Raw genomic sequence first — 20,816 nt, forward strand, 5'->3', positions numbered from 1 at the left:
GTCCGTTACACAGCGAGGGATGAATCCATGGAATACAGGTCTGACGCCACCTTCGAGAAGCCCTCCATCTTCCGGGAAGGGGTACGGGACTACGCGGAGCGCTCCTCCACGCCGGTCTCCGCCGAACTCGTCGACATCGCAGAGAAGACCACCAAGTCCGCCCCCGAATGGGCGGACATCTCGACCGCGCCGGTCCAGGTGACCTTCCTCCAGATGCTGATATCCACCGGCCGCATGAACCGGGTGCTCGAAGTGGGCACCTTCACCGGCCACGGCACCGTCGCGATGGCCGCGGCCCTGCCCGACGACGGCGAGATCCTCACCGTCGACAGCTATGTCACGGACCCGCGGGCCCAGGAGGTGGCCACCCAGTCGTTCGCGCTCAGCGCGCACGGGCACAAGATCAAGCCCGTCCTCGACGACGCCCTCTCCGGTCTGCGCAACGTCGAGGGGGACTTCGACCTCATCTTCCTGGACGCGGACAAGCCGAACTACATCACGTACTTCGAGACCATCCTCGCCCGCAATCTGCTGCGCCCCCGCGGCCTGCTCGTCGTCGACAACACCATGTGGGGCGGCGAGGTCCTCAACCCGCGCACCCTGCCGCCGGCCGAGGAGGCCACCACCGGCGAGGAGTGGATGGAGCGGATGTTCGCCAACTGGGCGCACGACGTCGTCAAGTTCAACAAGCACATCGCCGAGGACCCGCGAGTACGTGCCGCCCTGCTCACCGTGCACGACGGCATGACCCTCGTCCAGCTTGCCTCATGACCGCCCAGGGCGGGATCGGGCTCTCGGTCGGCACGCTGCTGCGGCGGGCCGCCGCGGTGGCGCCCGACAAGGAGATACGTGAGGCGGACCTCGCGGGGCGGCCCACGGGCACGTCCTGGGGCGCCCTGCGCCGACGGGTCCATCGCCTGGTCGGGGCGCTGCCCCGGCTGGGCGTCGGCCAGGGCACCGCGGTGGCCACGTTCGCCTGGAACAGCACCCGGCACCTGGAGTGGTTCTTCGGCGTCCCGATGGCCGGCGCCGTGCTCGCGCCGGTCAACGTGCGGTTCTCCGACGAGCAGATCGCCTGGGTCGTGGCCCACGCCCGGGCCGAGGTGATGGTCGTCGACGCCTCCCTGACGGGGCAGTTGGCGCCGCTGCTGCCCCGGCTCGGTTCGGTGCGCAGGTTCGTCGTGATCCCCGACGGCGGCACCGTGGACCCGGCGTTCACCGACGCGCTCTCCTACGAGGAGCTGCTCGCCGGTGCTGATCCCGTCGAGCCGCGCGACGTGGCGGAGAACCGCATCGCCTGCCTGTGCTACACGGGCGGCACCACGGGCAATCCCAAGGCCGTCGCCCACTCGCACCGGTCGCTGGCCCTGCACTCCCTCGCGGTGTGCACGGCCGACGCCTTCGCGATCCGGGAGAGCGATGTGATCCTCCCGCTGACGCCGCTGTTCCACGCGGCCGCCTGGGGCCTGCCCTACGCGGCCGCGATGGCGGGCGCGGGCCTGGTGTTCACCGGACCGCATCTCAAGCCCGGTGCCATCACCGAGACGCTTGAGCGGGAGCAGGTCACCCTGTCGGCGGGCGTGCCCACGTTCTGGCTCGCGCTGGACGAACTGGATCCGCCCAAGGAGGTCTTCGCGTCCCTGGAGCGGATCGTCTGCGGCGGCTCCGCGATCCCCTCCGGCCTGGTGCGCCGGTACGCCGACCGCGGCGTGACCATGCAGCAGGGGCTCGGCATGACGGAGAACATGGCGCTCGTCGCCCTGACGAACGTGCGCAGCAGCCGTGCCTCCCAGCCCGCGGAGAAGCAGCTCGACCTGCACCACACGCAGGGCCTCGCCGTGCCCGGTGTCGAGCTGCGCCTGGTCGACGGATCGGGGGGCGTCCTGCCGCACGACGGGGTGACGCAGGGCGAGCTGGAGGTCCGCTCGCTGTGGGGTGCGGTGCGCTACGAACGCCCGGGCGACGACAGCAACACCACGAAGTTCCACGACGGCTGGCTGCGCAGCGGGGACATCGCGTCCATCGAGCCGGACGGCTACATCCGCATCACCGACCGCAGCAAGGACCTGATCAAGTCGGGCGGCGAGTGGATCAGCTCGATCGCCGTCGAGTCCGCGCTGATGGAGCACCCCGACGTCCGCGAGGCGGCCGTCGTCGCCGTGCCGGACTCCCGGTGGCAGGAGCGGCCGCTGGCCGTGGTGGTGACCCGTGCCGGTACCTCGGTGACGGCGTACGACCTGCGCTCCTTCCTCCGCGGCGAGCTGCCCAAGTGGTGGGTGCCCGACCGCTTCGAGTTCGTCGCCGAGCTGCCGAAGACGGCCACCAACAAGTTCGACAAGAAGGTGCTGCGCAGCCGCTACGCGGATCAGTGACGCCCGGCGAAGACCACGGAGGGAACACGCATGCGACTGCACAACACCGGAGCATGGCAACCCGGTGACCCTCCGGGGAACCGGCACTTCGTCCGGACCCACTCGGCCGAGGAACCGCTGGCACTCCTCAGCGGCCGGCGCCTCGGCCCGGTGACGATGTCGTACGAGAGCTGGGGCGAACTCGACGCGGAACGGGGCAATGCCGTGCTCGTCCTGCCGCCGCTGAGCATGAGCAGCCACGCGGCGGGACCCACGGGTCCCGGGCATCGCGCGGAGGGCTGGTGGGACGCCCTGGTGGGCCCCGGGAAGCCGGTCGACACGGACCGCTTCCATGTGATCGTGGCCAACAATCTCGGCGGCTGCGACGGCAGTACGGGACCCACCGGTCTCGACCCGGAGGGCAGGCCCTGGGCCTCCCGGTTCCCCGCGCTCGACGTGGTGGACCAGGTGAACGCGGAGGCGGCGCTCGCGGACGCGCTGGGGATCGAGCGCTGGCACACCGTCATCGGCATGTCCATCGGCGGGGCGCGCGCCCTGGAGTGGGCGGTCTCCCGTCCCGAGCGGGTGGGGCAGCTGTTCCTGATCGCCGTGGCGGCGGCCACCCGCGTCGAACAGGCGGGCCACACCCATCTGGAACTGGAGCTGATCCGCCAGGACCCCCACTTCCACGGCGGCGAGTTCTACGACCTGCCCGAGGGCTGCGGGCCCCGGGCCGGTGTCGCGCTCGCCCGGAACTTCGCGCACATCCGCTACGGCACCGAGGCGTACTGGCAGGGCCGGTTCGGCGGGCAGGCCTGGTACGACGACTCGGACGGCTGCCACACCAAGTTCCGCGACTACGTCTTCGCGCAGGGCGAGAAGGCCTGGGAGCGCTTCGACGCCAACTCCTATCTGGTGCTCGCGGAGACGGCGCTGCGGGCCACCGTGGCGCGCGGCAGAGGAAGCATCGGCGCGGCGCTCGCCAGGATCACCTGCCCCACCCATGTCATCGGCTTCACCACCGACCGCGCCTACCCGTGCGAGACGCAGCGCGAGCTGGCCGAGGGCATCCGGGGCGCCCGGCTGCACATCGAGGAGTCGGAACTGGGGCACTACGGCTTCCTGTTCGCACCCGAGCTGATGGATCCTCAGCTCCGGCTCGCGCTCGGTTAGGGGCGGACCGGTGCTTGCCGTGCTGCTCCTGGGCGCCTTCATGCCCACCCTGGACTTCTTCATCGTCAATGTCGCCGTGCCGTCCATCGGCACGGACCTCACCGCGACCGGCGGCGAGACCCAGCTCGTCGTGGCCGCCTACGCCATCGTCTACGCCTGCTTCCTGGTGCTCGGCGGCTGGATCGGCGACTACTGGGGGCCCAAGAAGGCATTCATCGTGGGCATCGCGCTCTTCACCGCGACCTCGGCGGTGTGCGGCTTCGCCCCGGACGTCTGGTGGCTGATCATCGGCCGGGCCCTCCAGGGCGGCGCGTCCGTCGTGCTCTTCCCGCAGGTCCTCGCGCTCATCCAGATCCACTACCCGCCCGCGGAACGCCCCCGCGTGATGCGCGTCTACGGCCTGGCGCTCGGCAGCGCGATGGCCATGGGACAGTTCCTCGGCGGCGCCCTGATCACCCTCAACTGGCTGGGCCTGACCTGGCGTTGGGCGTTCCTCATCAATCTGCCGATCGGGGTGCTCGCGCTGCTGCTCGCCCCGCGCCTGCTGCCCGCGACGGACCGGCTCGGCAGCCGCCGCATCGACCGCACCGGGGTCGCGCTGTGCGCCGTGGCCATGGTGCTCCTCGTGCTGCCCCTGACGGTCGGCCGCTCGGTGGGCTGGCCGGGCTGGGCCCTGGCGATGCTCGCGGGGGCGGCCGTGGTCCTGCCGTGCTTCTGGCTCTGGGAGCGCCGCGTCGAGTCCCGTGGGCTCGACGCGATCCTGCCGCCCAGCCTGCTGCACGTCGGCGCGCTGCGCATCGGCCTGCTCACCGTGTTCGCCTTCTACGCCTCCCTGTCCTCGTTCCTGTACGTCCTGTCGCTGCTGCTGCAGGAGGGGCGCGCACTCAGCCCGCTCCAGTCCGGCCTGATCTCCACCCCGCTGGCCGTCGGCTTCTGCGTGGCCAGCATGGGCTCGCACTCCCTGACGGCGCGGTGGGGCATGCGGCCGCTCAAGGTCGCGATGTGCGTGCAGATCGTGGGGTACGCCGCGCAGTTCCTGCTGCTCCTCGCGGAGCCCCGCGACGTGAACATGGCGGCCCTCGGCACACTCCTCGCCGTCAACGGCGCCTGCACCGGGGCCGTGATGGGGCCGCTGCTCGGGCTCATCCTCGAGGGCATGAGGCCCGAGCAGGCGGGCACGGCCAGCGGACTGCTGGCCACCACGCAGCAAGTGGCGGGCGCCGTCGGCCTGTCCGTCATCGGCATCGTGTTCTACGGCGTCTCCCGGCACGCGTCCCTGGACGCCGCGCACATCACCACCGGCTACCGGCACGGCCTCGTCTTCCTGACGCTGACGTCGGGCGCCACCCTGGCCGGTCTCTTCCTGCTGGCGCGGGCCAGGGAGCGGCGCGCCGCCGCACAGGCCTCGGCCGCGGCCGCTATCCCCGCCGTCGGGCGCTGAACGACCGGGCGCGGGCGCGGCGTTCGGGGTCGAAGGCGTCCGTGGCGCCCGCGCCCCGGCCGCCGGGGCCCGCGTCCCAGCCTCGGATCTTCCGCGCGACGCCCTTCACCTTCGGATGGCCCGGCCGGTGGGCGATCTCGAAGTGCGACTCCTTGGGCGTGGCGAAGTCGCCGCCCCACGCCACCGCTCCGTCGAGTTCCGCGACGATGTCCCGGACGACGACCAGCTCGTGCGGGTACAGGCCGCCCTTGACGCCCACCGGGTAGGCGTCGGCGCGCACGGAAAGGGCGGTGCCGGACAGGTGGTTGGACTCGTACCGCTCGACGATGTGCCGTGACGTCGTGTGGCCGCGCACGTCGTCCTCGCGGAGCTGGTCGATCTCGTAGTGGAAGCGGCGTGCCACATGCAGCAGGAGCACCGCCGCGTCCCCCGGGGCCAGCCGTACCGAGCGTCCGGACCCTTCGATCCCCAGCTCGTCGGCTCTCTCCAGCACCGGCCATCCGTTGGCCGATCTCGCCCCGTTCCACACGCTGCCGTGCCCGGGGTCCGCGGCCCGTGCCGTACCGGAGAGGACCGGCACCGGAGCGACCGCGAGGGCGACGCCCGCGCCGGCGCCGGTGACCAGGACCCGTCGACGGTCAATGAGTTGATCCCGCATGACTCTTCCTTCGATCAGTCACCGACCACAGCGCGCCGCACAGCGCGACGAGAATGCAGAGGGTGAGGGCGACAACAGTGGGATTCACCCAGGCGGGCACGAGGTCGTGGTGCGCGTTGCACTTGTTGTGCAGCGGGAAAAGCCGCCCCGACTCGTCCGGGTGCCGCTCGCGGTAGGAGCGGTCGTACACGGTGTGGTCCGCGAAGCGGCACGTCTTCTCCGCGTCGAGGCCGCCCGCGAAGGCGCCCCGCAGCCACACCACGACGTCCGCGAAGAGCAGGGCGGACGCGACGTGCACCCACCATCTCGGGCGCCGCCACTCGCCGGTGCGCAGCCACTTCACCGCGACGACCGCGCTCCAGGCACTCCACACGCACCATGCGCCGAGCGCGATCACCGCAAGGAGCACCACCAGTTCCCGCACGCGCTGTACTCCCGGCCGTCAGTTCTCCCGTGCGCGCGCCGACTCGCGGGTACGGGCGGCGTGCAGATACTTCTCGTGGTTGGCCCGGTAGGTGTCGGCCAACCGGTTCTCCATGCCCGTACGACGCAGGATCGCACTCACGAAACCCTGCTCGAACGAGTCCAGCTTGTCGGCGCCGCCCGGCAGGTTCTGCAGTACCGAGGGCAGCATCGCGCCGGCCATGGTGATGAGCTGTTTGCGGCCGAGGCCGAGCGTGATGTCGCTGGCGGTGAGGACGTTGTGGGCGGCGAACTTGCAGTTCTCGGCCGTTCCCCAGCGGTCCTCGAAGTAGGTGTTGAAGCGGCGCAGGCCGCCGCCTCCGTCGTAGTGGTCCTTGACGGCCTGGACGATCGTCTTGCCGCCGCGCACCGCACGCGCGAGCCGGTATCCGTCGGCGTCCTCGATCAGGTCGGCGAAGCCGAACGACGACGCCACGGTCGGCACGGCCAGCTTCGCCTCGCAGAACGCCTTGCCCGACGCGTACTGCTCCTCGGAGTTGCGCCACTCCGCGAAGAACGTCATGAGGTCGCCGCCCCAGCCCGCGACGTCGCCGCCGTTCGCGCTCTTCTGGTTGGACTCCTGCGGGGTGAGGAAGTGGCCGTTGGCGGTGGCCATCAGGTGTTCGGCGCCGAGCTCGTAGCCCGTGTAGGGGTCGGTGAAGTTCTTCATGATGGTCATGCCCCGGTCGTTGGCGTGCTTGACGAACCCCTCGTCGTAGCCGCCGATCAGGAACCACCAGCCCAGTTCGTTCTGCCAGTCCTTGTTGCCGTACTCGGCGTGCCGGATGTACTCCATCACCAGCTGCGAGGGGCTCCGGTCCGAACCCGTGTAGCCGACCGCGACGTCGTACAGCCGCTGGATGTAGGCGATGAACGCGTCGGCCGGGCCCGCCGGGTCCTTGATCGACCCGGTGCCGGGGTCGCTCCGCTCGCGCCACACGTCGCGGTCCAGGTCGAAGGAGTCGGAGCCGTTGCTGACCTTGAACTCCTTGATCTGGTTGAACGACCAGTTCGTGGGGAGCGTGAAGCCGAGGTTGCCGGAGAAGCCCCAGGACATGCCGGACACGAACGAGAAGCGGGCGAACGTCTTGTTGGTGACGTTCGTGCACACGTTGCGCGATCCGTAGACGCCGTGCACGTACTTCTTGCCCTGGCTGGCGAGACCGGCGGAGACCCCTTGGAAGTACGGCACGATCGCCGAGTCGATCTCGTCCTGGGTCGCGTCGTAGTCGACGGCGAAGTAGATCACGGTGCCGCGGTTGAAGCCGTAGTCGGAGGCGAGCTTATGGGCGTTCAGGGCGTGCTCGTAGCCGTGGGTGTAGGTGAAGTCGACGAGTCGGCGGGCGTTGTCCTGGTAGATCGGGAAGACCCTGAGCCCGTTGTCGAAGATGGTCTTCAGCTCACCGGGCTTGATCTCCTTGTCGAGATCGGAGCCCGGCGGGTCGTACAGGTAGCGGCCCACGATCCGGTAGCCGTTGGCGTGCAGCCACTTGGCCCGTGACGCGGTGATCTCGAAGCGGGTGTCGGAGGCGCTCGCGGGGCGGTCCGCGTCACCCATGGACACCAGGAGCTGGGCCCAGGTCGTGTAGTCCCCGCGGCCGTAGTTCGCCTCGCCTTCCTTGGAGATCTGCGAGAACCGCTGGAACGCCTTGACGTAGTCCGTGAGAGCGCCGTCGTAGGTGTCGCGCTGGTTGGTGCGGTAGTCGCCGATCGGCTCGTTGAACACGCAGGCCGCGGAGAAGAGTTCGACGAAGACGCCGGTGGACCCCGGGCCGAGGTTGTTGGCGCGCAGCCCCGCCTGGGTGGCGGGGCCGAAGTTGCCGTTCGGGGAGGCGATGCCCAGCACGTACTGGATGGCGATCATCAGCGACTTCTGCACGTCACGGGAGTAGATCCCGTCGCAGGGCCCGATGCCGTAGGCGTCCTTCTGCCAGTAGCGGCCGTTCAGCCACTGCTGGATGCCGCGGATCTTGTCCGTGCCCCCGGCGACGACGACGTACGCGTCCATGTTGAGGATGCACTTGAAGATCTTGGCGCTGACCGTGCCCTCGCCCTCGGGGATGCCCATGTTGGCGCGCAGGTCCTTGACCGCCTGCCGGGTGACGCCGGTGTACCAGCCGTAGCTCTCGGGCTCGACGGCCCAGTAGCCCTTGCAGAACAGGCCGTGCTGGAGGATCGCGACGATGTTGCGGTTCTTGTCCCAGCCGAAGCCGATCTCGCCGAGCGCCGCCACCTTGGCCAGGGTGGTGGGGCCGAATCCGGCGACGACCGGGCTGATGCCCAACTCGTGCTGCAGGCCCATGATCAGCGCGTTCATGGTGGACCAGCCCGTGCGGCCGGTCTCCGGACACCGTTCGTACCCCGCCACGCCGCCGTAGGTGGCGTTCACCCATCTCTGTGCTTCGAGAACCTTCTCGTCCGCCACGATTCCCCCTGCCCCTCTCCCCTGTCACCGGTCACGCTCAGGTCTGGCCGTTCTTGACGATCAGAGCACGCAGGCCGTGCTGCAGATAGTCCCCGTACGCCAGCGGCGGGTTCTTCACCCGCCCGGTCGCACCCTCGGGCAGGAACGGTTCGATGACGCTGTGGTGCCCCGCGTTGAGGAAGAACGGCAGGGAGAGCCGCTCGGCGTTGACGAACTTCACGCGGTGGTTCGGGGCCGGGAAGTAGTCGTTCGTGACGTGGGCCATGTACGTGCCGCAGTTGACGAGGAAGTTCTCCTCGGACGTCGGCAGGTCACGCCAGCCGTCGACCGTCTCGACCTGGAGGTTCTGCACCTGCGTCTGGAAGAGCACGGTGATCATCGAGACGTCGAGATGGTCCTCGAAGCTCAGCTTGGTCCCGTCGGGGCCCGTCTTGACCGGCGGATAGTCCTCCAGGTACGGGTAGCGGATCAGCGACACGGAGGAGAGCGTGTCGTCCTCCGCGAGCGCGGCGTCGAAGAAGCTCTCGGGCTTGCCGAGCGCGAGCGCCATGCCCCGCATGATGACCGTGGAGAGCCGGAGCATCTCCGTGTAGTAGCGCTCGCCGAAGGGCCGGAACCGCGGGTGCCTGTCCTCGTCGGGCCAGAGGTTCACCTCGTGCATCGGCGTCCCCGCCGCGATCATCGGGTGCTCCTCGGTGAACCTGGGGTTCAGGTAGCAGAAGGACTCGACCGCCTTCTTCCCCTTGGTCGCCATGTAATAGCCGTTGCGGATGTGCGAGTTGTTCTTGTTGTACGCGTGGATCGCCAGGTCGTACTTCTCCTGGTCGGTCATGGTCCGGTGGAATTCGTTCACCACGTCCTGCAGCAGCTGGACGTCCACGCCGTGGTGCGAGGCGTAGAAGAACCCGGAACCGCGGCACGCCTTGTTGATCTCCTCGGCGACGCGGGTCTTCTCCTTCGCGTCGTCCCCGAACAGCGGGGAGATGTCGATGGTCGGAACCTCCGCCGACGGCATCAGTACGGGCATGGGACCCTCCTCGGGCAGTGGTCTGTCAGTTCACCAGGCGTCGGACGACGACGCGGTCATGCGTGCACACATGGCGGAGACCAGGCGCTCGTTCCTGACCCACGAGTGGTGGGTCTCCCCGTGCAGCGGGTGGACCTCGATGGAGTCGGCCGGCAGGAGCGTGTCCAGGCCGTTGTGCGACGAGCGCAGATAGAAGTCGAACAACTGCCGCTGCTGCTCGTCCCGGACGATCTCGTTCGGCTCGCCCGCCTTGAACATCACGAGCTTCCCGACGCGGGCGCCGAACCGCTGCAGATCCGCCCGGTCCGGTACGTAGTGGTAGTTGATCGGGTCGAGGATGTCCTCCACATCGGGATACCCGATCCGGGCCGCCGCGTGGCGCATGTTGAAGTACGAGTCGATGAGGAACAGGTCGTCCACCTTCTCGCCCGCACGCGTCAGCTGCAGCGACACCTCCAGGGCGAGCACCCCTCCGAAGCTCCAGCCGAGCAGGCTGTACGGTCCGGCCGGCTGCAGGGCCCTGATGTGGCCGATGTAGTACTCGGCCAGCTCCCCGAACGAGCCCATCGGGGCGTGCAGGTGCACGTTGTTGAAGAGCACGAGCCGGTGTCCTGGCAGCCGTTGGGCGATGTTGCTGAGATAGCTCTCGGCGCCGCCCTCGCCGGGCGGGAAGACGAAGAGGGTGTGCTCCGCGCTGTCCTCGTCGACGAGGATGTACGGCTCGAAGTCGTCCTCGGGCACCGGCTGGGCTTCGGTCCGTGCCCGGCCCTGCCCGCTGTTCGCCACGCTCGACGTGTGGGCGACCAACCGTTCGAGCCACACCTGGAGTTCACCGGTGAACCGTTCGGTGGTGGCCCGGTCGAGCCTGCTGTCGACCACGGTGACGAGGCGGCCTCCGGTGCACCGCATCGTCACGTCGATGCCGAACTGGTCGGCCCCGCGGTTGCGTTCGGAGATGTTGCTGCCCGACATCGCCGAGTCCAGCCGCCAGCCCGCGGGGCGGTCGGGGCCCTGCGGTGCCTCGTCGGCGACGCGTCCCAGGTAGTTGAAGCTGACCGGCGCGAGCGGGGCCCGGGCGCCGCCGTACTTGCCGAAGAGCGCTCCGTAGCCGACGCCGTGGTGCGGCACGCGCCGTGCGTTCTCCTTGGTCCGCAGGATGCTGCCCCCGAGGTCTTCCGTGTCGGCCTCGACGGCCAGCGGGTACATCGTCGTGAACCAACCGACCGTGTCCCGGACGTCGGGGGCGCCGTCGAACCGTTCCCGGCCGTGGCCCTCGACGGTGATGTGGTGCGTCGCCCGCCCGGTGACCGCGCGCAGGGCGAGTCCGGTCGCCGTCAGGAGCAGGTCGTTCATCGTGGTGTCGTACGCCCAGTGGCTCTCGGTGAGCAGCGTCCGGGTGTCGGAGGGGTTCAGCGCGAACTCCTCGCGGTGCGTGTCCGCGTCCTTCGTCCGGACGGACAGGTCGGCCGGTGCGGCCGCCATGCCCTCGACGACCTCCGCCCAGAGCTGCCGCTCGTCGTCGCCGGGCACATAGCGGCTCAGGGCCTGGGCCCACTGCCGGTAGCTGCTCGTCTTCTCCTGGAGATCACCGCCGTGGTAGAGGATCTCCAGGTCCTGCGCGAGGATCTGCCAGCTGACGCTGTCGACGATCAGGTGGTGCAGGGCGAACCAGATCCGCTCCGTGCCGTCGTCGAATCCGCGCAGGTGGGCGACGCAGTGGGTCGGGCCCTGCGCCAGGTCGAAGCCGCTCTGCCAGGCGGCGAGCCGCCGGCCGATCTCCTCGTCGTCCAGGCCGCGTACGTCGAGTTCGTGCAGGACGACGTCCGGCCGCTCGGCGGTGTACGTCTGGGTGATCGTGCCGTTCTCGTCGGGTCCGGTGTAGCGCAGGCCGAACGCGTCGTGGTGGTCGACGAGCCGTACGAGGGCCGACCGCAGCCGTGCGGTGTCCAGCGGCGGCACCGTCACGGCGAAGTTGTGGTTCCACCAGCCGCGGTCCGCGAGCGGCTTCGCGAAGAACCACTCCTGGATGGGCAGCAGCGGGCAGTCGCCGCCGAGGCGGCCCTGCTCGGGCGGTTCGCCCTGGCCCTCCTTCACCTCGTCCCGCTGTACGGGACCGGTCAGCACGTGGTCGACGAGACGCCGGACCGTGGGGTGGTCGAAGACGTCCTTGACGTTGACCTTGCGTCCGGCCTCGCGCTGGATGCGGCTCGCCAGGTGCAGGGCGCTGATGCTGTCGCCGCCGGACCGGAAGAAGTCGTCGTCGATGCCCACCGTGCCGCCGGGCAGCTGCGCGCTCCACAGCTGGCACAGCCGGGCCTCGGTGCGGTTGCGCGGTGCCGCGTAGGCCGCGCGCTGTGCGGTGAGGCCCGCCTGGGGCAGCGCCTTGGTGTCGAGCTTGCCGTTGACGGTCAACGGCAGTGCCCGGTCGAGCCGTACGAGCACGGCGGGCACCATGCTCGGCATGAGCTTGGCCCGCAGGGTCGCGAAGACCTCGTCCTCGTCGACGCTCGCGTCGCCCTCGGCCACGTAGTAGCCGACGAGGCGCTTGCTGTCCGGTGACCGTTCGTCGGAGGCCACGACGACGGCGCACTCCCGGACGTTCGGGCAGGTGGCGAGGACCGCTTCGACCTCGCCGAGTTCGATGCGCAGACCGTTGATCTTGACCTGTGCGTCATTGCGTCCGACGTACTGGATCTCGCCGTCACGGGTCGGCCGCACCAGGTCGCCGGTCCGGTAGATGACCGGACAGAGGCCGTCGCGGACCTCGGCCTCGGTGCGGAACGGGTTCGGCAGGAAGCGTTCGCCGGTGAGGTCGGGCCGGTTCAGATATCCGTCGGTGACACACGCGCCCGCGATGTACAGCTCGCCGACGGCCCCGGCGGGAAGCGGCTTCATCGAGTCGCTGAGGACGTACAGGCGGCTGTTGCCGAGCGGCCGGCCGAAGGTGTTGCGGTAGCGCTCGCCGGGTGCGAAGAGCCGGTAGGTGTTGTAGACGGCGGTCTCCGTGGTGCCGTACGCGTTGACGAGCGGCCCCGCGTACTCGCGCCGGATCTTCTCGAAGTGGTTCTCGTGGAACGACTCCCCCGCGACCAGCACGCACTTCAGGTGTTCGAGGCGGGCGAGGTCGAACTGCTGGATCTGCGTCGGCGTGCCGCTCAGATAGGTGAGCCCCGCGCGGTTCGCGTACGCGTAGAAGCCGTCGTCGTGGGCGGGCGAGGGCGGCGGGACGACGAGCGTGTGGCCGCCGAGGAGGGACAGCGCCAACTGCTCGACGGAGAAGTCGAAGACGTAGTTCGCCAGGAACAGGACGCCTTCGCGCGCCTCGTCGGGTGTGCCGAAGTAGCGCCCGCTCACCTGCTCGCGGAAGCTGTCGACCGCACGGTGCGGGACGAGTACGGCCTTGGGCCTGCCGGTGGTGCCCGAGGTGTAGATCGCGTACGCCAGGTCGGCGCTCGTGACGGGCGTGACCGGGTTCCCGGCGGCAGGTCCTGCCGGTTCGCCGAGGTCCGCCGCCTCGATGTCGAGGACGTGCAGGTCGGTCGCGGTCGGCAGCGCGCGCAGCCGTTCCCCGTGGACCTGGTTGGTGACGACGAGGCGGGCCCGGGTGTCCTCCAGCATGAACGCGACGCGGTCGTCCGGATAGCCCGGATCGATCGGTACGTACGCCGCACCGGCCTTCCACACGGCAAGGATCGCCGTGATCATCAACTCGCTCTTGTCCAGGACGAGTCCGACCAGATCGTTCGGCCGCAGCTGCACGACCGACCGCAGGTGGTGCGCCAACTGGTTGGCGCGCTCATTCAGTTCGCGATAGGTCAGCCGCGTCTCGCGGTAGACCACCGCGATCTCGTCCGGCCACCTGGCGGCCATCTCCTCGAACACGCCGTGCAGCGTCCGTCCCGCGGCGGAAACCTGCGGGACGCCGCCGCCGACCGCGGACGGCAGGGCCGCGTCGTCCAGGAGGGCGACGTCCGCGAGCCCGGCCCCTTCGCCCTCGGCGGAGAGCCGTGCGAACTCCCCGAGGATCGCCCGGAAGGTGGCGATGAAGCCCTCGGCGCTCGCGTCGTCGAAGAGCGAGGCGGCGTACGTCAGGTTGCCCGCGAGTCCGCCGCCGGTCTCGGTGAGGGTGGCTGACAGGTCGAACTTGGTGGCCGTCCAGCCGCCGCCGTCGGGCTTGTACTCGATCGGCGCCGCGGCCGCGTCGCCGGTGCGCTCCGTGACGTTCTGCAGGGTGAAGTTGACCTGCAGGACGGGGTGGCGGCTCGGGTCCTTCGTCACGTCGAGTTCCTTGACGAGCTGCTCGAACGGCAGCTCACCGTGCACCTGCGCGGCCACGACACCGGCGCCGACCGAGCGGACGTGGTCGAGGAGCGTCGCATCCGGGTCGACCCGCACGCGCAGCGCGAGCAGGTTCGCGAAGAACCCGACGGTGCGGTCGAACTCCGGGCGTCCGCGGTTGGCGGACGGCGTGCCCACGACGAAGTCGTGCTGGCCGGAGTACATGTTGAGCATCAGGCTCCAGGCGCCGAGCAGCACGCTGTACAGGCTGACCCGCGCCGACTGGGCCAGGGCCCGCAGCGCCTCGGTGGTCTCCTCGTCCAGGGCGAACTCGATCTCCCTGCCGCGGTAGTCGAACCGCGGCGGACGCGGCCGGTCGAGCGGCAGCCTGACCGTCTCGAACCCGGCGAGCGCCTCCGTCCAGTACTCGGTGAGGGTCGCGAGGCGCCGCCCCGTCAGGTACTGGCGCTGCCATACGGCGAAGTCCTCGTAGGTGCCGTGGATCGCCTTGAGGTCCGACGCGGGCACACCGCGCAAGAGGGCCGCAAGCTCCTCGCGGAAGGCGTTCCAGGACCAGCCGTCGAAGCTGCTGTGGTGCAGGACGATGCTCAGGTACAGCTCGCCCGGCGCCGTGGCCAGCTCGAACAGATCAGCCTGGAGGGGCAGTTCCTCATGCAGCCGGAAGACGTACGCGGAACGCTCGACGAGCCGCGCGTCCAGTTCGGTGGTGCTGCCGACCGTGTGCACGGGCACGTCGAACCGTGCCGCCGCGTCCTGTTCCGCGAGGACGTGCTGGCGCCGCACGCCGTCGCCGTCCGTCCTGAGCAGGGTGCGCAGCGCGGGATGGCGGCGCAGCAGCGCGTGCAGCGCCTGCGTGACCGACTCCCGCGACACGGTGTCGTCCGTCGCGATCCGCAGGACGAACGGGATGTTGTAGGCGGCGGTGCCGCCCTCGAACTCGTCGATGAACAGGAGGCGTTCCTGGGCGAGGGACACCGGCGGGTTCCCGCTGCCGGCCGCGGCGCGGGCGACGGCGGGCCCGCTCTGGTCCTCGTCGGTCTGCGCGGCCGTGTCCCTGATGTGCCGGGCCTGTGCGCCGAGGGTGGTGTGCTGGAGCACGGTGCCGACGCCGAGGCCGCGCCCGAAGCCGGTGGTGATGGCCTGGGCGAGCACCATCGCGCGCAGGCTGTCGCCGCCGAGCGCGAAGAAGTCGTCGTGCACGCCGACGCGGTCCGGTGCGATACCGAGCACCGTGGACCAGATGCCGACCAGCTTGGCCTCGACGTCGTTGGACGGCGCCACGTACCCGTCGCCCTCGGCCGTCGCGAAGTCCGTCTCGGGCAGCCGCCGGGTGTCGAGCTTCCCGCTGGGCGTGACCGGGATGTCCGTGATCCGCAGGATGCGCGAGGGCACGACGGCCTCGGGCAGCTTGGTGCGCATCCACTCCTTCACGTCCTGCTCGTCGAGGTCTCCGTCGCAGACGTAGAAGCCGACGAGGTACTTCTGCGCCGCGGCGAACCCCGCGGCCCGGTGCTCGCGGGCGATCACCAGGGACCGGGTGACGCCGGGGTAGGACGACAGCGCCGCCTCGACCTCGCCGAGTTCGACGCGCTGGCCGCGGATCTTGACCTGGAGGTCGGTGCGGCCCAGGCATTCGAGTTCGCCGTTGGGCAGCCACCGGACGAGGTCACCGGTCCTGTACAGGCGCGCGTTGCGTCCCGTCGCGCGTTCCTCGGGCGTCTGGAAGGGGTTGTCCAGGAAGCGTTCCGCCGTCAGCTCGTCGCGGCCCAGGTAGCCGCGGGTGACACCGACGCCGCCGATGTAGAGCTCGCCCATGCCGCCGACCGGGACGCGCCGCATCGACTTGTTCAGGACGTACGCCGTGTAGTTCTCCACGGGGTGACCGATGCTCTTGGTGGCCCGCCGCTCCCCGTCCGCGTACGGCCGCTTGTGGCTCGTGATCGAGATCTCGGTGGGGCCGTACCCGTTGATGATGGTGCCCCGGAACATCCCGCGGATCTTGTTGAACACCGGCTCGGTGAAGTCCTCGCCGATCGCGTCGATGCGGGTCAGGGACGTCGTCGTCGAGTAGTCGTAGAGCGAGAGGACGGAGGGCGTGCCGGAGAGGTACGTGACGTTCTCGTCGTTGATGTACTTGTACAGGCGCTCGGCGTCCGTGCGCATCGTGTCGTCCAGGACCACGAGCTTCTGCCCGTTGAGCAGGGCGTCGGTCATCTGCTCGACGAAGTGGTCGAAGACGTAGTTGGAGAAGGACAGGAGCGCCTCGTCGCCGTCGCTCTTGTCGAGTGAGAACAGCCTGGCCAGGGACGTCTGCAGATTGACGACGCCGCGGTGCTCGACGAGCACGGCCTTGGGCCTGCCGGTGGTGCCCGAGGTGTAGATCGCGTACGCCAGGTCGGTGCTGGTGACCTCGGTGTCGGGGTTCTCCGTCGACCGGTAGCCCATCGGAAGCCGCTCGATGTCCAGGACGTGCAGCTCGGTCGCGGTCGGCAGCGCGCGCAGGCGTTCCCCGTGCGCCTGGTTGGTGACGACGAGGCGCGCCTGGGTGTCCTCCAGCATGAACGCGACGCGGTCGTCCGGATAGCCCGGATCGATCGGTACGTACGCCGCCCCCGTCTTCCACACGGCGAGGATCGCCGTGATCATCAACTCGCTCTTGTCCAGGACGAGTCCGACCAGATCGTTCGGCCGCAGCTGCACGACCGACCGCAGGTAGTGCGCCAACTGGTTGGCCCGCTCATTCAGTTCGCGGTACGTCAGCCGGGTGTCGCGGTAGACCAGCGCGATCTCGTCGGGCCAGGCGGCGGCCTTCTCCTCGAACACGCCGTGCAGGGTCGTGTCGGCGGGGAAGTCGGCCTCGGTGCGGTTCCAGGCGTCGTAGCGTTCGATCATCGCCGGGGAGACGAGTTCGAGGGCGTCGACGGGCCGCGCGATGTCGTCCGTGACCTGGTCGAACAGCGTGTGGGTCACATCGAGCAGCGTGTCGATGGTGGTGTCGTCGAAGAGTTCGCCCGCGTACCAGAGGGTGACCGTCAGCTCGTCGCCCTCCTCGCGCGCCACGACGGCCAGGGGGTAGTCGACCTTGTCGGCGTCGTAGGCCTTCTCGAAGCGCAGGAGCGCGTCGTGCTCCCGCTCCTCGTCCTCGTCCAGGAGCCGGGGGTAGTTCTCCAGGACGAGCAGCGTGTCGAAGAGCCTGCGCTTCATGCCGCCGGTCTCCAGCCTGCCGAGCTCCACGACGCTCTTGGCGTTCATGGTGTTCACGGCGGTCTGGATCTCGCCGACGGCCTCGCCGACGCTCTTCGTCGCCTGGTCGTCGTGGTCGACGATCAGGGGCAGCGTGTTGATGAACAGGCCGACCGAGTCCTCGATGCCCTCGATGTGCGGGTCGCGCCCGGACACGATGGTCCCGACGACCGTGGTGTTGCCGCCGCCGACGGCGTACAGGACCTTGTGCCAGACGAACTGCAGGACCGAGTGCAGGGTGACCTGGTGGGCCGCGCACACGGCCTTCAGCTCGGCGGTCCGCTCCGCGCCCAGGCGCAGCTTCTTCGTCCGGTGCTCGCGGACGTGGTCGTACTCGCTCAGCGAGGTCTGGTAGCGGATGTCCTCCTTGACCAGGCCGCCGAAGTCACCGCGCTCGTCGATGCGTTCGACCTGCCGGGTCCAGTACGCGACGTCGTCGTCGCGGTGCGCCTCCCAGTGCCGCTGGGCCGTCGGGTAGGCGGTGTCCGCGGCCGGTTCGAGCTCCTTGCCCTGGAGCAGCCGGAGGTAGTCGCGGTGCACGGCGTCGTGCAGGACCGGCAGGCTCCACCCGTCCAGGATGATGTGGTGGCAGCTGAAGAGCAGCGCGAACAGGTCGTCGCGCTGCTTGATCAGGTAGACCCTGAACAGCCGTCCCGCGGACGGGTCGTAGGGCTCGGTCCTGTCCCTCTCCTGCAGCTCCTTGATGCGCGCGTCCTGCTCGCCGGAGTCCGCCACGTCGCTCAGGTCGACGAACCGCCAGGCGAAGGGCTTGTCGTCGTTGTCGATGATCTGGAGGGGTTCGTCGGCCCACTCGAACCGCAGCCTGAGGGCCGGATAGGTGCGCCGGGCGTGCTGCCATGCCTGACGCATCAGCTCGGGGCGTATCGCGCAGTGGTAGCGGTGCACCGACTGCATGACGTAGGCGTCGTCGCCGTTCCTGCGCTTGAGCGCGTGGTAGAGCAGGCCCTGCTGCAGGCCGTTGGCGAGCAGCCGCACCGGCTCGCCGTCGGCCGGGTCCCGTTCGGCGGCGGGCCCCTCCTGCGGCGCGGGCTCCTCGCCCTGCCGCTGCTCGAGGCACCGCGCGAGCGCGTCGAGCGTCCTGAGGGCGAACACCTCCTCGACTCCGATGAACACGCCGAGGCGGCGGCGTACGCGCGCGATGAGCAGGATGCAGGAGATGCTCTGCCCGCCCAGGCGGAAGAAGTCGTCGCCGTCTCCGATGCGTTCGGCGGGGACGCCGAGGACCTGGCTCCAGATCTCGCGGAGTTCGCCGATGACACCGCCGTCCGCGGCCGGTCCGCGGTCACCGGTCGGCGCGGCCGGGCGGGCGATGTCCACCTCGGGCAGCGCGCGCCAGTCCGCCTTGCCGTTGACGTTGACCGGGATGGCGTCGAGCCGGACCATCCGGGCCGGGACCATGATCCGGATCAGCCGCTCCTCGAGGAACGCGATGAGGTCGTCCTCGCCGACCTCGGCCCCGGGCCCGGTCACGTAGTAGCCGACCAGATGGCGGTCGCTGCCGCCGCCCGCCCCTTCGCGGGCCACGACGACACATTTGCGTACGCCGGGGAACTCCGTCGCCTGCGCCTCGATCTCGCCCGGCTCCACCCGGACACCGTTCAGCTTCAGCTGGAAGTCGCTGCGCCCCATGAACTCGACCTCGCCCGAGGGCAGGACGCGTGCCAGGTCGCCGGTCCGGTAGATGCGGGCGTTCATGCCGCGCGCCCTGTCCCGCTCGGAGCGGAACGGGTTCGGCATGAACCGCTCGGCGGTCAGGTCGTCCCGGTTGTGATAGCCAGGGGCGACCCCGCAGCCGCCGATGTACAGCTCGCCGATGGCGCCGACGGGCAGCTGCTTGAGGTCCTGGCTCAGGACGTACCACTTCACGTTGCGCACCGGGCGGCCGATGCTGCGGTCCGTGCGCTCGGTCACGCCCGGCGCGAACTCCTTCACCGCGGTGACGAAGGCCGCCTCGGTGAAGGCGTACTCGTTGACGATCCGGCCCGCGAACCTCTCGCGCAATTGGCGGAGCCCGGCAGCCGTCAGTTCCTCGCCGACCAGCAACAGCCGCTTCAGGCGCGGACATCGGCCCAGGTCGAAGTGTTGGAGCACGGATCCCGTGGCGTTGAGGTAGGTGACGCCGTGGCGCTCGATGTACTCGGGGAAGCGGTCGGGGTCCAGCCTGATCTCGTCGGGGACGATCACCAGCGTCTGTTCGTTGATGAGCGCGATCAGCGTCTGCCGCAGATGCGGTTCGAAGACGTACGAGGCGAAGAGCGCGACCCGCTCCTCGCCGGGCCTGCGCATGTCGTAGCGCTCGGACAGGTCCGTGATGCTGTTCACGACGCTGTCGTGGTACTTGGGAACTCCCTTGGGCACACCGGTCGTTCCCGAGGTGTACGTGAGATAGGCGAGGTCCTTGCTGCCCAGCGAGGAGAGTCGCGGCTTCTCGCGCAACTCGCTGCCGCCCGCCTCCTGTTCCTCGACGACCGCCTCGATCTCGATGACCCGCACGGCGTCGTGCTCGGGGCCGAGCAGCTCCCGCAGCCGTGCCGCGTGCCGCCGGTTGGTGACGATGCCCGTGAGGCCGGTGTCGCCCACGGCGAACCGCACCCGCTCGGCCGGGTAGGCCGGGTCGATCGGCACATACGCCGCCCCCGCCTTCCAGATCCCGAGGGTGGCGACGACGCCGAGGTCGCTCTTGTCGAGGTACAGACCGATCAGTTCCTGCGGCCGCACGCCCATCGCGGGGCCGAGCAGCCAGTGCGCGACCTGGTTGGACCGTTCCTCGATCGCGCGGTACGTCAGCGTGGTGTCGCCGAAGACGACGGCCTCGCGGTCCGGCGACCGCCGCGCGGCGTCCTCGAAGAGGTCGTTGAGCCGCTTGCCCGCGGGGAAGTCGCCGTCGGTGTCGTTCCACGCGTGCAGCTGCGCGCGCTGGCTCGCCGACGCCAGCTCGATGTCGGCGACGAGGTCGTCGGGCCGGTGCACGAACTGGGCGAGCACCTCGCGCACGACGTCGAGCACACCGGCGACCGTCCGGTCCTCGAAGAGGTCCCCCGCATAGGCCATCGTCCACCGCAGGCAGCCGCCCGCCTCGTCGTCCCGCACGATCATGGCGAGCGGGGCCGACGGCAGCTCGGCCAGGTCCACCTCACGGTCGGCGAGCACGAGCAGCGCGTCGAAGAGGCCGCGCTGCAGCAGCTCGTCCTGGCGCGCGTACGCGTCCTTCGTGCGCAGCGCCTCGTCGAGTTCCCGCACCGCGGCCGCGCAGCTCAGCCGCGCCTGCTCGGTGTGGTCGACGACGACCGGCAGCACCGCGGCCTTCGGCAGGCCGTCCGCTCCGGTGGCGTCGACGAGGGCGGCGACCGTCCGGTTCCCGTGGCCGTAGGCGCGCATGACGCTGTGCAGCGCGGCGAGCGCGAACGCCCCCGCCGAGACACCGGAGCCGGCGCGCAGGGCGTCCTTCAGCGCGGTGTACTCCCGTCCGCCGAAGGACACTTGTCGGTGCTTCGTCGCACGAACACCAGGATCGTCGTCCCGTACCGCGATCTTGTTGCGCCACTCGTCCTTGAGCAGCATCTCCAGGTCGCAGCGCTCGCTCGACACTCCTTCGATGCGGGCAGTCCAGTCCGCGGCAGTCCTCGGGTAGCGTGCTGACATCATTCGTGGGCTCTCCGTCATGCGGGATGTATGCGAGCGTGCCGTGCTGTTCTCATCGGGGCTCTCGCCCACGG

General features: G+C 69.8%; 9 protein-coding genes. 4 read left to right on the forward strand and 5 right to left on the reverse strand.

Annotation, left to right across the window (positions count from 1 at the left end; genetic code table 11):
• Positions 1-27: 27 nt before the first annotated feature.
• From ACFWZ2_RS02220 to ACFWZ2_RS02235, 4 genes are read left to right on the forward strand one after another with little or no spacing between them, the layout of a single operon-like run.
• Entirely contained in the window at positions 28-771 is a 744-nt protein-coding gene (locus ACFWZ2_RS02220; protein ID WP_384540501.1) for an O-methyltransferase, read from the forward strand.
• Positions 768-2,372, forward strand: coding sequence for a long-chain-fatty-acid--CoA ligase (locus ACFWZ2_RS02225; RefSeq protein ID WP_384540504.1), 1,605 nt, complete (start codon positions 768-770; stop codon positions 2,370-2,372). The genes ACFWZ2_RS02220 and ACFWZ2_RS02225 overlap by 4 nt, the downstream gene beginning before the upstream one ends.
• 30 nt (positions 2,373-2,402) lie before the next feature.
• Entirely contained in the window at positions 2,403-3,524 is a 1,122-nt protein-coding gene (locus ACFWZ2_RS02230) for a homoserine O-acetyltransferase (protein WP_384540507.1), read from the forward strand.
• A gap of 10 nt (positions 3,525-3,534) precedes the next feature.
• Positions 3,535-4,965 (forward strand): MFS transporter, encoded by a 1,431-nt coding sequence (locus ACFWZ2_RS02235; RefSeq protein WP_384540510.1) that lies wholly within the window; start codon positions 3,535-3,537, stop codon positions 4,963-4,965.
• Here ACFWZ2_RS02235 and ACFWZ2_RS02240 read toward each other — a convergent pair.
• The 5 genes from ACFWZ2_RS02240 to ACFWZ2_RS02260 are packed head-to-tail and all read right to left on the reverse strand — an operon-like array spanning position 4,943 to position 20,745.
• Positions 4,943-5,623, reverse strand: a complete 681-nt coding sequence (locus ACFWZ2_RS02240; protein WP_384540513.1) for a hypothetical protein — start codon at positions 5,621-5,623, stop codon at positions 4,943-4,945. The genes ACFWZ2_RS02235 and ACFWZ2_RS02240 overlap by 23 nt on opposite strands.
• Complete coding sequence (locus ACFWZ2_RS02245; protein ID WP_384540516.1) at positions 5,604-6,047, reverse strand: hypothetical protein; 444 nt, start codon at positions 6,045-6,047, stop codon at positions 5,604-5,606. The genes ACFWZ2_RS02240 and ACFWZ2_RS02245 overlap by 20 nt, the downstream gene beginning before the upstream one ends.
• An 18-nt stretch (positions 6,048-6,065) precedes the next feature.
• Entirely contained in the window at positions 6,066-8,510 is a 2,445-nt protein-coding gene (locus tag ACFWZ2_RS02250) for a glycoside hydrolase domain-containing protein (RefSeq protein WP_384540519.1), read from the reverse strand.
• A gap of 37 nt (positions 8,511-8,547) precedes the next feature.
• Complete coding sequence (locus ACFWZ2_RS02255) at positions 8,548-9,537, reverse strand: 2OG-Fe(II) oxygenase family protein (RefSeq protein ID WP_384540522.1); 990 nt, start codon at positions 9,535-9,537, stop codon at positions 8,548-8,550.
• A 30-nt stretch (positions 9,538-9,567) separates the two neighbouring features.
• Positions 9,568-20,745: an amino acid adenylation domain-containing protein gene (locus ACFWZ2_RS02260; protein ID WP_384540525.1), complete on the reverse strand. Its 11,178-nt coding sequence runs from the start codon at positions 20,743-20,745 to the stop codon at positions 9,568-9,570.
• Positions 20,746-20,816: the final 71 nt, after the last annotated feature.

This window comes from Streptomyces sp. NPDC059002 (genome assembly GCF_042740435.1).
GTDB lineage: Bacteria > Actinomycetota > Actinomycetes > Streptomycetales > Streptomycetaceae > Streptomyces.